12 protein-coding genes are annotated in these 12,030 nt (G+C 59.5%); 6 read left to right on the top strand and 6 right to left on the bottom strand.

Going from position 1 to position 12,030, the window contains the following annotated elements:
• Positions 1-61 precede the first annotated feature (61 nt).
• Both ABLU73_RS03540 and ABLU73_RS03535 read left to right on the top strand, forming a co-directional pair.
• Entirely contained in the window at positions 62-1,048 is a 987-nt protein-coding gene (locus ABLU73_RS03540) for a fatty acid desaturase (RefSeq protein ID WP_348850062.1), read from the top strand.
• Entirely contained in the window at positions 1,041-1,841 is an 801-nt protein-coding gene (locus ABLU73_RS03535; protein WP_114506035.1) for a PhnD/SsuA/transferrin family substrate-binding protein, read from the top strand. Before ABLU73_RS03540 ends, ABLU73_RS03535 begins: the two co-directional genes overlap by 8 nt.
• Before the next feature lie 47 nt (positions 1,842-1,888).
• Here the strand turns inward: ABLU73_RS03535 and ABLU73_RS03530 are convergent, their stop codons facing one another.
• The 6 genes from ABLU73_RS03530 to ABLU73_RS03505 form a co-directional block, all read right to left on the bottom strand.
• Positions 1,889-3,232, bottom strand: coding sequence for an LLM class flavin-dependent oxidoreductase (locus ABLU73_RS03530; protein ID WP_004203278.1), 1,344 nt, complete (start codon positions 3,230-3,232; stop codon positions 1,889-1,891).
• Between the two features lie 58 nt (positions 3,233-3,290).
• The gene (locus ABLU73_RS03525) at positions 3,291-4,190 is read right to left on the bottom strand and encodes an ABC transporter substrate-binding protein (protein ID WP_032456285.1); all 900 of its coding nucleotides are present in this window, start codon (positions 4,188-4,190) and stop codon (positions 3,291-3,293) included.
• Positions 4,191-4,250: 60 nt separating this feature from the next.
• The gene (locus tag ABLU73_RS03520) at positions 4,251-4,919 is read right to left on the bottom strand and encodes an ABC transporter permease (RefSeq protein WP_004203269.1); all 669 of its coding nucleotides are present in this window, start codon (positions 4,917-4,919) and stop codon (positions 4,251-4,253) included.
• On the bottom strand, positions 4,919-5,548 hold the full coding sequence (locus ABLU73_RS03515; RefSeq protein ID WP_004203268.1) for an ABC transporter permease subunit: 630 nt from the start codon (positions 5,546-5,548) through the stop codon (positions 4,919-4,921). Before ABLU73_RS03515 ends, ABLU73_RS03520 begins: the two co-directional genes overlap by 1 nt.
• Positions 5,541-6,629: an ABC transporter ATP-binding protein gene (locus tag ABLU73_RS03510; protein WP_114506038.1), complete on the bottom strand. Its 1,089-nt coding sequence runs from the start codon at positions 6,627-6,629 to the stop codon at positions 5,541-5,543. Before ABLU73_RS03510 ends, ABLU73_RS03515 begins: the two co-directional genes overlap by 8 nt.
• A 437-nt stretch (positions 6,630-7,066) precedes the next feature.
• On the bottom strand, positions 7,067-7,189 hold the full coding sequence (locus ABLU73_RS03505) for a hypothetical protein (protein WP_032447029.1): 123 nt from the start codon (positions 7,187-7,189) through the stop codon (positions 7,067-7,069).
• 197 nt (positions 7,190-7,386) lie between these two features.
• Between ABLU73_RS03505 and tdcA the strand changes: the two genes are divergently transcribed.
• The 4 genes from tdcA to tdcD all read left to right on the top strand — a co-directional run bounded on the left by tdcA (position 7,387) and on the right by tdcD (position 12,001).
• Complete coding sequence (tdcA, locus tag ABLU73_RS03500; protein WP_264924602.1) at positions 7,387-8,325, top strand: transcriptional regulator TdcA; 939 nt, start codon at positions 7,387-7,389, stop codon at positions 8,323-8,325.
• Positions 8,326-8,418: 93 nt separating this feature from the next.
• Positions 8,419-9,408, top strand: coding sequence for a bifunctional threonine ammonia-lyase/L-serine ammonia-lyase TdcB (gene tdcB / locus ABLU73_RS03495; protein WP_004203265.1), 990 nt, complete (start codon positions 8,419-8,421; stop codon positions 9,406-9,408).
• A 25-nt stretch (positions 9,409-9,433) separates the two neighbouring features.
• Positions 9,434-10,765, top strand: a complete 1,332-nt coding sequence (gene tdcC / locus ABLU73_RS03490) for a threonine/serine transporter TdcC (RefSeq protein ID WP_004203264.1) — start codon at positions 9,434-9,436, stop codon at positions 10,763-10,765.
• 27 nt (positions 10,766-10,792) lie between these two features.
• Positions 10,793-12,001, top strand: coding sequence for a propionate kinase (gene tdcD / locus ABLU73_RS03485; RefSeq protein WP_017899865.1), 1,209 nt, complete (start codon positions 10,793-10,795; stop codon positions 11,999-12,001).
• Positions 12,002-12,030 lie beyond the last annotated feature (29 nt).

Here is a 12,030-nt window from a genome sequence, read left to right as displayed (position 1 = left end):
TTATTTAACGTGTTATCTCACATCTTCGGAGGGAATGAGGCAACACGGCAAGGTATCGGAAGTGACGGAAAAGAAGACGGCTGTCTATGTGGATGACCAACAGCGCATCCTGATCCGCCAGCTGGCGCGCAGCTGGCTGTGGCGCAGCGAGCTGCCGACCTGGCTGCTGTTGGTGACGGTTTACGGCGGCTGGTTTGCCTGCGTGGCGGGCTGGCGGACGCTGGGCCTGTTTCCGGCCACGCTGCTGCTGATCTGGTTTACCGCCTGGTATATGTCCTTACAGCATGAGCTGATCCATGGGCATCCCACCCGGCTGGCATGGTTTAACCAGCTGCTGGGGACGCTGCCGCTGGCGGTCTGGTATCCCTATGGCGTCTATCGCGACAGCCATCTGGCGCACCATCGCAACCATCTGCTGACGCACCCCGAGGATGATCCCGAATCGTACTACGTGACCGCGGAAAGCTGGCAGCGCTTCTCAGCCTGGCAACGCCGCCTTATCCACCTGCGCAATACCTTCTGGGGGCGTCTGCTGCTGGCGCCGCTGATGGATATCGTTCACACCCTGCGCAGCGCGCTGCGGGCTTTCCGCGAGGGCGACCACCGCGCCATCGCCATGTGGAGCCTGCATCTGTTGCTGCTGACGGGCCTGCTGGCCTGGATGGCGGCGCAGGGTTTATCCCCGCTGTGGTTTGTGCTGGCGGTGAGCTACCCGGCGCTGGCCCTGACCAAAGTGCGCTCTTTTCTCGAACACCGGGCCGCGGATGACCCGCTGGCCCGCTCGGTGATCAACGAGGCCGGGCTCCCCTGGCGAGTGCTGTTCCTCAATCTCAACTACCATGCGGTGCATCATGACCTGCCAGGGGTTCCCTGGTACGCTTTACGTCAGCTGTATCTGCATCGCCAGACGGCCTATCTGCAGCGTAATCAGGGGTTCCTGGTGCGTGGGTACGGTGAGTGGCGACGCCATTTTAGCCGCCGGGCGGTGGCGGTGAACGCCCATCCGGGCTTTGGCGAGCAGGTGCAGGCGGGAGGAGAACATGGCTGAACGCATGACCTTTCCGATGTATGCCATCCACCGTCAACAGACCCAGGCTCTGTGGCAGGCGGTACAGTCGCTGCTGGCCGAACGCGGCGTGATGGTGGCGGGGGACCCGCCGGCGGATGACCCCGAGGATCTGCTGGCCCACTGGCGCCAGCCGAGGCTGTTGCTGAGTCAGACCTGTGGCTATCCGCTGGTGACCCAGCTGCCGGAGGTGCAGACGGTGGGCTGCTTCCACTACGCCGCGCCCGGTTGCGAAGGGCGCCGCTACCGCAGCCTGCTGGTGGTCCGCAAAGCGGATAGTCACCGGATGCTGGCTGACTTTTTTGGCCGCCGGGCCGTGTGCAATGCCGAGCACTCGCAGTCCGGCTACAACGTGCTGCGCAAAATGGTCGCGCCGCTCTCGCGGGAGGGGCGATTTTTTTCGGCTGTGGTGTTTAGCGGCAGCCATCGGCAATCGTTGCGCGAGCTGCAGCAGGAAAACGCCGATATCGCCGCCATCGACTGTGTGACCTACGCTCTGCTGCAGCGACATCAACCGCAGGCCCTGGCAGGACTGGTGGCGATCGGCTGGAGCCCGGACGCGCCAGGGCTGCCGCTGATCACTGCCAGCGCCACCCCGGCTTCGACGCTGAACAGCCTGCGCGAGGCGCTCCAGCAGTTAGTGAGCGATGCGCGCTATCGTTCCCTGTGCGACGCCTTGCTGATCTGCGGCTATAGCGATATGTCGCGGGAGGCCTATGCTCCGCTGCTGGCGTGGCGGGATGAGGCCGCGGCGCAGGGAGTCAGCCAGCTATAGGTAAAATGCCCCGGCCAGCGATCTGCGCCGGGGCGGGTCATGGCAGACTACGGCGTCGGCGGTAACGCGGGGCGGGAAGGGGCGGTGAAGCGGTTTGCCACCGCCGGCAGACCGAGCTTTTCACGCAGGGTGCCGGGCGGATAGCGGTCACGCATGACGCCGTTACGCTGCAGAAGCGGCACCACCTGGTCAACAAAGCGGTCAAAGTCTCCCGGCAGCAGCGGGAACATCAGGTTGAACCCATCGGCGGCGCCCGCCTGCCAGGTCTCCGTTAAGGTGGCGGCAATCTCCTCGGCGCTGCCCAGCAGCAGCCAGCTATCAGAACTCTGTAATAACAACTTCCCCAACTCCAGCAGAGTGAGCCGCGGATCGTACTGGCGGATAAGCTTCAGCGCGGTACGGATGCCGTCAAAGCTCTCTTCATCAGGGAGCGGCGGCAGGGGCTGGTCCCTCGGCAGGGCGCTGAGATCCATTCGAAGATAAGAGGAGAGCAGATCGATAGCCATCTGGTCGCTCATCAGCTGTTCGTTAAGCTGCTGGCGGGCCGCCTTCTCCTCGTCGGAGTTCACCACCACCGGCAGGACCCCGGCGATGATTTTGAAATGGGCCGGATCGCGCCCGTGCTGGCGCAGCCGTTGATTCATCTCTTCGCGATAGGCCAGCCCCTCGGCGATCGAGTGAATAAACACGAAGTGCATATCGGACCAGGCGGCGGCCAGCGCTTTCCCTGCTTCCGAAGAGCCGGCCTGCACCAGCAGTGGATGGCCCTGCGGCGGGCGAGGGACGTTGAGCGGGCCGCGCACGCGAAAGTACTCGCCCTGATACTCGAGATGATGCACCTTGTCGGCATCGGCAAATAATCCGCGCGCTTTATCGAAGATCGCCGCGCCATCTTCCCAGGAATCCCACAGACGAGTGACCACGTCGATGAATTCATTGGCCCGCTGGTAGCGCGTGCCGTGGCGGGGAAGCTGCTCCAGACCGAAGTTTGCTGCTTCTTCTTCCAGCCACGACGTGACCACATTCCAGCTTGCCCGGCCATTGCTGAGGAAATCCAGCGAGGCAAAGTAGCGAGCCAGGTTATAGGGTTCGTTATAGGAGGTGGACGCGGTGGCCATCAGGCCGATATGCTCCGTCACCGCGGCGAGGGCTGAGAGCAGCGTCAGGGGTTCAAGCCGGGCGTTGGCGTAGTGGGTCAGGCCGCTGGGCACCGTATCCCACACCGCGATATGGTCGGCGACAAAGATAGCGTCGAGGGTCGCCGCTTCGGCCTTGCGCGCCAGACTGGCGTAATAGTTGAGGGTAAATATGTCCGCTTCAGGCGCGTCAGGGTGACGCCAGGAGAAACGGTAATCCCCCTGTGGGTTATAAAAGAACAGGTTCAGGATCATGTGTCGGGTAGACATAGCGTGGACTCGCGGCTGAACGCCATCCGTGGCGGAGTGAAGGTCAGTGTTGGGATAGGTTGGCATTAACCCACTGGTCGGCGACGGCCGCTGGATCTTTATGCTGAAGATCTACCTGCTGGTTGAGGGCAATCAGCGTGGCATTGTCCAGTTTGCCGGAGACCTCATTGAGCACGGCGCCGATCTCCGGCGTCAGACTGGCTTTGCGCACCAGCGGCACCACGTTCTGACTCGGTTGCTCATGTTTATCATCTTCCAGAACCACCCATTTCTCCTTCGCCAGATTGCCCTGGGTGGAGACGACCGTCGCGACATCGATTTTGCCCGAATTGAGCGCCAGCCGGGTCAGCGGCCCGCCCATGTCCAGCGATTTCACCGCTTTGAACTCAAGACCATAGACGCGTTTCAGCCCCGGCAGGCCCAGGGCGCGTACCGCCAGCTCCGGCGGTCCGCCGATCACCAGCTGCGGGGCGACGGGCTTCAGGTCGGAGAGGGTGCGCAGATGGTATTTCTCCGCGGTCTCGGCACGTACCGCCCAGGCGGTGATCGAGGTGGCCGGGGCCGGGTTCAACAGAGTGAAATCGGCAGGCAGGACCTGAGCCAACTCAGCGCTGACGTCCTGCTGGCTGGTGGCCTCGGTTTTGCCGTTATAGAAATTGAGCAGGGCGCCAAGATATTCCGGAACGATATCGATCTCACCGCTCTGCAGCGCCGGAATAATAATTTCCCGGTTGCCGAGGTTGAGACGGGTGTTGGCCTCGATATGATTTTTCTTTAGCGCGCTGGCGTAGATGTTGGCGAGAATGGAACTTTCGGTAAAGTTGGCCCCGCCCACCGTGACGCTGGCGGCATAGGTGTAAACGCTCAGGCTGAACAGCCCGGCGGCCAGCAACGAGAGACGAAATCGACGGGCGGTGACGGCCTTGCCAAATAATTGCTTCATAATACCTCTTTTATTTTCAGGTTAATCAGCGCCAGGCGCTGGGGTCATGTCAGTGTCACGCTAATAAGGCGCGGCAATACGGCGATGAACCAGGCGGCCGGCGCAGCGGGCGAAAAGCAGTTCGCCGCCTATCGCCAGCAGGGAAACCACCAGCGAGCCGCCGATCACCTGCGGGATATCCCGTTGCCCGAGTCCGTCGATCAGAAATCGTCCCAACCCGCCCAGACCGGCATAGGCTGCGACCACCGCCGTGGCGATAAGCTGAACCAGCGCGGTGCGCACTCCGGCGAGGATCAGCGGCGCCGCCAGCGGGATCCGCACCTGCCACAGGCTTTGCCAGGGGGTCATGCCCAGCGCGATGGCCGCATCGCACAGCGGGCGGTCGGCGTGATAAATCCCCACCCAGGTGTTAGTGAGAATCGGCGGAATAGAAAGCGCGATAAGCGCCGCCAGCACCGGGATATCGTTAAAGCCAAAAACGATGATGCATAATAAAATCAGCCCTAACGAAGGGATGGCGCGGCCAAGATTAAACAGGTTGATCACCACGAAGGCGCCTTTGCGCCAGTAGCCAAGGGCGATACCAAGCGGCAGGGCAATGGCGCAGGCCACGGCCATGCTGACCAGCACGTAATAAAGGTGTTGGCCCAGGCGCAGCAGGATGCCCTCGTCGCCCAGCCAGTGCTCCGGCTGGGTCAACCAGTGAAAGGTGGCGAGAAGCAGTGTCATCATTTCGTCCACGGCGTTAGCCAGTCGCCGAGACGGGCGATCAGCCCGTCAAAGACCAGCGACAGCAGCAGGCTCAGGACCAGGCTGACGATAATCGGCGTCAGAAAGTCCTGATTAAAACCCGCCAGCAGCAGCTGTCCCAGCCCGCCCTGGCCGATCAGCGCGGTGACGGTGACCAGGCCGACCAGCGTTACCGAGGCAATGCGCAGCCCGGCAAACAAGGAGGGCAGCAGCAGCCACAGCTCGATATCGAAGAAGCGGAATCCCCGGGTGTAGCCGAGCGCCCGCGCCGACTCCAGCGCCGCCTGTGGCAGCTTTTCTATGCCGGCCAGCATGTTGCGCAGCAGGATCAGCAACGAGTACAGCGTCAGGCCAATCAGCGAGGTAGTCAGCGACAGCCCGGTAAACGGCAGCAATAAAATAAATAGCGCCAGCGAGGGAATGGTAAACAGCACGCCGCAAAGGGTGATGAGCGGCTGCGCCGTCGCGGGCCAGCGCAGGGTAATGGCTAACAGGCCGCCGGTGAGCAGGGAGCCGAAAAGTAGCGCCAGCAGGACCATCCGCGCATGCTGCCAGAGGAGATCGCCGATCATCGCGCGGTTATCGATAACCCAGCCCCAGTCAATCATGAGGTCTCACCCCCACCGCGCCGTCGAGCACTTGCTGCAGCAGGGCGTGAGACACCGCCCCCTGGTATTGTCCTTCGCCATCCACATGCACCAGCACGCCGGTCGCCACGTCGAGCAGCGCGCTATAGGCAAAACGCAGGCTGTGACTGCTGGCGAGCGGGCGCTCCACCGGCAGGGTGAGACCCCGCTGCGGATCAAACCAGTGCAGCGGGCGTCGCTGGCGGTCAAGCACCAGGCGCAGCGGGCTGGCCAGCGGTGGATGGGCGCTGGCGATCGGCGTTAGCGCTTCGTCGAGCAGGGGGACATCGTGACGCGGCAGCTGGCCGACCTGTACCATGCCCAGCCGCTTCAGATTGGGTTCCGGACCAATAAAGCGGCGCACGAACTCGCTTGCCGGGTGGGCCAGAATACGGTCGGGGGTATCAAACTGCGCCAGCACACCGCCTTCCTGGAAAATGGCGATTTTATCGCCGAGACGGATCGCTTCATTGATGTCGTGGGTCACCAGTACAATGGTTTTCTGCAGCCGCTGCTGCAACAGCAACAGCTCGTCCTGGAGGCGTTCACGGACCACCGGGTCGATGGCGGCGAAGGGCTCATCCATCAGTAAAATCGGCGGATCGGCGGCGATGGCGCGGGCGATGGCTACGCGTCCCTGCTGGCCGCCGGAGAGCTGATGCGGATAGCGGTGCAGCAGATGGCTGTCGAGCGACATCAGCGCCACCAGTTCGTCAATGCGCGCGCGGATCCGCGCTTTGCTCCAGCCCGCCAGCCGCGGTACGGTGGCGATATTTTGCGCCACGGTACGATGGGGAAAGAGCGCGGCGCTTTGCATCACGAAGCCGATCTGGCGGCGGACCTGGATAATATCAGCGTCAGCGAGGCGGACGCCCTGAATATAGACGTCGCCGCTGTCGGGAATATCCAGCTGGTTAATCATGCGCAGGATAGTCGTTTTTCCGCAGCCGCTCGGGCCGACGAAGGTGCAGAATTCGCCATGATCAATATCCAGACTGAGGTTGCGAATGGCCGGCTGGGCGCTGCCTGGGTAGGTTTTGCAAAGATGCGTTAATTTAATCATGGTGGAATTCAACACTCTGAATAATAAAGTCCTGACCCGGATAAAGTAGCGCCGGGATCCTGGCTCAAACTACAGAGCGCCTGCGGGGAGGGCAAATACGTTATTTGCATTTGCATAGTGAAAAGCTGGTTAATCAGTTGCGGTGGAAGAAAAGCCGGAAGGTTGTTTTATGGATTTGTGATCGGCAACACAAATGACTCTCAAGCGGCCACCGTAAAAAATAAATTACCAGGGTTGATTTTAATCAAAGTATGACCGCCTGCGATAGGGCGGAAAAAGCCGTACCGTCCGCCGCACAAGAAAAACTAAATTGTGAATATAATGTTTCTTTGATGTAAATAATGCCTGTGCCCTTTTCCCGCCCGCCGCAGATAAAATGTGATGCCAAACCGACTTGTCGTTAAATAAGGGCGTTGATTACGTCTGCTTTTTATTCTTTACAGCATTAATTTAATTTTCGGCTCTCTTCTCACCCTGACAGCGTTGGTTAAATAGCGTGCAAAAGGCGTATTTTTTATCGCCATTCTGCCGTCGATGTTATTGCCATCAATTATTTTTATCCCCGCATTCGGTCACGACAAAAGGCGTGCAAATAGCGTTCATGATGCTTTTAATGTATTGATTTTAATTTATTTATTCTGACTTGTGACTCTTGCTCATCCGCCGCGGCGGAGCCTTTGTGAGAGCTCTCACATAACCCGGTGATCGCGATTTGTTACACTTTCCGCCGTCAACAAAGGAATGAAAGCGAGACGTGATGAATACTTTTTCTCTGCCTAAAACTCAGCATCTGGTGGTTTTCCAGGAAGTGATCCGCAGCGGGTCAATCGGGGCTGGAGCAAAAGCGTTAGGACTCACTCAGCCGGCGGTCAGTAAAATCATTGGCGACATGGAAAGCTATTTTGGCAGCGAGTTAATCGTTCGGCGAAATACCGGCGTCTCGCTCACCGAGGCCGGGCAGGTATTTCTTAACTGGTCAGAGACAATCACCCGTGAAATGAAAAATATGGTCAATGAAATGAATGCCCTGACCAACAGCACGGTAGTGGATGTCTCCTTTGGTTTCCCCTCGCTGGTGGGGTTTACCTTTATGTCGGAGATGGTGCATCAGTTCAAAATGACCTTCCCCAAGGCGCGGGTCTCAATGTATGAGGCGCAGCTCTCCGCCTTTTTACCGGCAATCCGCGACGGCCGCCTCGACTTCGCCATCGGGACGCTGAGCGATGAGATGAAGCTGCAGGACCTGCACGTCGAGCCGCTGTTTGAGTCTGAGTTTGTGTTGGTGGCGAACCGGGCGCGGATCGGCAACGGCACCGTCCGCCTGGCCTCGCTCCAGCACGAGCAGTGGGTGCTGCCGGAGACCAATATGGGTTACTACAGCGAACTGCTGACCACCCTGCAGCGCAGCGGCATCCGCCGCGAAAATATCGTCAATACCGATTCGGTGGTGACGATCTATAACCTGGTGCTCAATGCCGATTTTCTGACGGTCATTCCCTGCGACATGACCACGCCGTTCGGCTCGAGCCAGTTTGTCACCATCCCCATTAAAGAGGCCTTGCCGGTGGCGCGCTATGCGGCGGTGTGGTCGAAAAATTACCGGCTGAAAACCGCGGCGGCGTCGCTGGTGGAGATGGCGAAACAGTATTCATCGGGGCAGGACAACCGCCACTGGCAGCCAATAGAAATTGCCTGACTGATAGTTATTAAATAACCCAACACCCATCCTCGCTGTTATCAGCAGGATGACGCCCGGTTATTGACTTTATCTTAAGAAACAGAGGCCATCATGCATATTACCTACGATCTTCCGGTATCGATTAACGATATTCTCGAAGCGAAACAACGCCTGGCAGGAAAGATATATAAAACGGGTATGCCGCGCTCGAATTATTTTAGCGAACGCTGCAAGGGGGAAATATTTCTTAAATTCGAAAATATGCAGCGCACGGGCTCATTTAAAATTCGCGGCGCCTTTAATAAGCTCAGCGGGTTAACCGCGGCGGAAAAACGCAAAGGGGTGGTGGCCTGCTCAGCGGGCAACCACGCCCAGGGCGTCTCGCTCTCCTGCGCCATGCTCGGCATTGACGGGAAAGTGGTGATGCCGAAAGGGGCGCCGAAATCGAAAGTCGCCGCCACCTGCGATTATTCGGCGGAGGTGGTGCTGCATGGCGATAATTTTAACGATACCCTCGCCAAAGCCAGCGATATTGTTGAACTTGAAGGCCGTATTTTTATTCCCCCCTATGACGACCCGCAGGTTATTGCCGGGCAGGGCACCATCGGTCTCGAAATATTAGAAGATCTGTATGACGTGGATAATGTCATCGTGCCGATTGGCGGCGGTGGCTTAATTGCCGGCATCGCGATTGCGATTAAATCCATTAACCCGACGATCCGTATTATCGGCGTGCAGTCGGAGAATGTTCACGGTATGGCCGCCTCCTGGTACGCCGGAGAGATCACCAGCCATCGCCACGCCGGCACTTTAGCCGATGGCTGCGATGTCGCCCGCCCGGGGAAACTGACCTATGAAATCGCCCGCCAGCTGGTGGATGACATCGTCCTCGTCAGTGAGGACGACATTCGCCAGAGCATGGTCGCCTTAATTCAGCGCAATAAAGTGATCACCGAAGGGGCCGGGGCCTTGGCCTGCGCCGCGTTATTAAGCGGCAAATTAGACAGCTATATCCAGAACCGCAAAACGGTCAGCCTGATTTCCGGCGGCAATATCGATCTCTCGCGGGTCTCGCAAATTACGGGTTTTGTTGACGCTTAATTCAATACAGAAGTGAGGACAGGATATGAGTACGACTGAGAGCATTGCATCCAGCCAGACAAGCCTTTCGTCCTGGCGTAAATCTGACACCACCTGGACCCTGGGCCTGTTTGGCACCGCTATCGGCGCCGGGGTACTGTTTTTCCCCATCCGCGCCGGCTTCGGCGGGCTGATCCCGATCCTGGTGATGCTGGTGCTGGCCTATCCCATCGCCTTCTATTGCCATCGGGCGCTGGCGCGGCTGTGCCTGTCGGGGGCTAACCCCTCCGGCAATATCACCGAAACGGTGGAAGAGCATTTTGGCAAAACCGGCGGGGTGGTGATCACCTTTCTGTACTTCTTCGCCATCTGCCCGCTGCTGTGGATTTATGGCGTCACGATCACCAATACCTTCATGACCTTCTGGGAGAACCAGCTACAGATGCCGGCCCTCAACCGCGGGGTGGTGGCGCTGCTCCTGCTGCTGCTGATGGCGTTTGTCATCTGGTTTGGTAAAGACCTGATGGTCAAGGTGATGAGCTATCTGGTGTGGCCGTTTATCGCCAGCCTGGTGGTGATCTCCCTGTCTCTGATCCCTTACTGGAATAGCGCGGTGATTGACCAGGTGAACCTCAGCGATATCGCCTTAACCGGTCATGACGGCATTCTGGTGACAGTATGGCTGGGCATCTCCATTATGGTGTTCTCCTTCAACTTCTCGCCGATCGTCTCCTCGTTTGTGGTCTCCAAACGCGAAGAGTATGAAGCGCAGTTTGGCCGGGAGTACACCGAACAAAAATGTTCGCAGATTATCTCCCGGGCCAGCATGCTGATGGTGGCGGTGGTGATGTTCTTCGCCTTCAGCTGCCTGTTTACCCTCTCGCCGCAGAACATGGCGGACGCCAAGGCGCAGAATATCCCGGTGCTCTCCTATCTGGCGAATCACTTTGCCTCGATGTCGGGCACTAAATCCACCTTTGCCACCCTGCTGGAATATGGCGCGTCGATTATCGCCCTGGTGGCCATCTTCAAATCGTTCTTCGGCCACTATCTCGGCACCCTCGAGGGGCTGAACGGGCTGATCCTGCGCTTCGGCTATAAAGGGGATAAAACCCGCGTCTCCAGCGGCAAGCTCAATACCCTGAGCATGGTGTTCATCATGGGCTCGACCTGGGTGGTGGCGTATGCCAACCCCAATATCCTCGACCTGATTGAGGCCATGGGCGCGCCGATTATCGCCTCGCTGCTGTGTCTGCTGCCGATGTACGCCATTCGTAAAGCGCCTTCGCTGGCCAAATACCGTGGCCGTCTCGACAACCTCTTTGTGACCGCTATTGGTCTGCTGACCATCCTCAACATCGTTTACAAACTGTTCTAATCCGGCTCAGGCCACGCGGAGTACAACATGACTGAATTTCCGGTAGTTCTGGTGATCAACTGCGGCTCGTCGTCGATCAAATTTTCCGTGCTGGACGCCGCCAGCTGCGACTGCCTGCTCAACGGCGTGGCCGAGGGCATCAACGCAGACCAGGCGTCTCTCTCGCTTAACGGCGGCAAACCGGTGGCGCTGGCGCCGCGCGGCTACGAAGGCGCCCTGCAGGCGATTGCCGGGGCATTAGCCCAACGCGACCTCATCGGCAGCGTGGCCCTGATTGGCCACCGCGTCGCCCACGGCGGCGACCTCTTCACCGAGTCGGTCATTATCAGCGAGGAGGTTATCGACAATATTCGCCAGGTGTCGTCCCTGGCCCCCCTGCATAACTACGCCAGCCTCAGCGGCATCGCCTCGGCGCAGCGGCTGTTCCCGGAGGTGATGCAGGTGGCGGTCTTTGATACCAGCTTTCACCAGACCCTGGCCCCGGAAGCCTTTCTCTATGGTCTGCCGTGGGAGTATTACCAGAACCTCGGGGTGCGCCGCTATGGCTTCCACGGCACCTCGCACCGCTATGTCTCCCGGCGCGCCCTGGCGCTGCTCGGGTTGCCGGAGCAGGAGAGTGGTCTGGTGATCGCCCACCTGGGCAATGGCGCCTCGGTCTGCGCAGTGCGCAACGGCCGCAGCGTAGACACCTCGATGGGGATGACGCCGCTGGAGGGGCTGATGATGGGCACCCGCAGCGGCGATGTCGACTTCGGCGCCATGGCGTGGATTGCCGCGGAAACCCGGCAGACCCTCAGTGACCTGGAGCGGGTGGCCAACACCGCCTCCGGCCTGCTGGGGATCTCCGGCCTTTCCTCCGACCTGCGGGTGCTGGAGCAGGCCTGGCATGAGGGCCATGCCCGCGCCCGCCTGGCGATCAAAACCTTCGTCCATCGCATCGCCCGCCATATCGCCGGCCACGCCGCCGCGCTGCAGCGTCTCGACGGCATTATTTTTACCGGCGGGATTGGCGAAAACTCGGTGCTAATCCGCCGGCTGGTAAGCGAGCGGCTGGCGGTCTTTGGCCTTGAGATGGACGCCGCCCGCAACCAGCAGCCCAATTCGGACGGTGAGCGTCTGATCTCCGCCGACGGCAGCCGGGTGCGCTGTGCGGTTATCCCCACCAATGAAGAGCGCATGATTGCCCTCGATGCGATCCGCTTAGGCCGGATCCACACCGCGGCGGCGCTGGCCTGATTTTTTTATTCTGTAGAGAGACGATGTTC

The sequence above is a fragment of the Klebsiella sp. GG_Kp175 genome (assembly GCF_040062325.1).
GTDB classification, from domain to species: domain Bacteria; phylum Pseudomonadota; class Gammaproteobacteria; order Enterobacterales; family Enterobacteriaceae; genus Klebsiella; species Klebsiella quasipneumoniae.
This window is presented reverse-complemented; position numbering and strand designations above follow the sequence as displayed.

Excerpts from the sequence above, each read along its gene's own strand:
- tdcA (WP_264924602.1), top strand. The coding sequence starts at position 7,387 with ATGAATACTTTTTCTCTGCCTAAAACTCAGCATCTGGTGGTTTTCCAG.
- tdcC (WP_004203264.1), top strand. The coding sequence starts at position 9,434 with ATGAGTACGACTGAGAGCATTGCATCCAGCCAGACAAGCCTTTCGTCC.
- ABLU73_RS03525 (WP_032456285.1), bottom strand. The coding sequence starts at position 4,190 with ATGAAGCAATTATTTGGCAAGGCCGTCACCGCCCGTCGATTTCGTCTC.
- tdcB (WP_004203265.1), top strand. The coding sequence starts at position 8,419 with ATGCATATTACCTACGATCTTCCGGTATCGATTAACGATATTCTCGAA.
- ABLU73_RS03510 (WP_114506038.1), bottom strand. The coding sequence starts at position 6,629 with ATGATTAAATTAACGCATCTTTGCAAAACCTACCCAGGCAGCGCCCAG.
- ABLU73_RS03515 (WP_004203268.1), bottom strand. The coding sequence starts at position 5,548 with ATGATTGACTGGGGCTGGGTTATCGATAACCGCGCGATGATCGGCGAT.
- ABLU73_RS03520 (WP_004203269.1), bottom strand. The coding sequence starts at position 4,919 with ATGACACTGCTTCTCGCCACCTTTCACTGGTTGACCCAGCCGGAGCAC.
- tdcD (WP_017899865.1), top strand. The coding sequence starts at position 10,793 with ATGACTGAATTTCCGGTAGTTCTGGTGATCAACTGCGGCTCGTCGTCG.
- ABLU73_RS03535 (WP_114506035.1), top strand. The coding sequence starts at position 1,041 with ATGGCTGAACGCATGACCTTTCCGATGTATGCCATCCACCGTCAACAG.
- ABLU73_RS03530 (WP_004203278.1), bottom strand. The coding sequence starts at position 3,232 with ATGATCCTGAACCTGTTCTTTTATAACCCACAGGGGGATTACCGTTTC.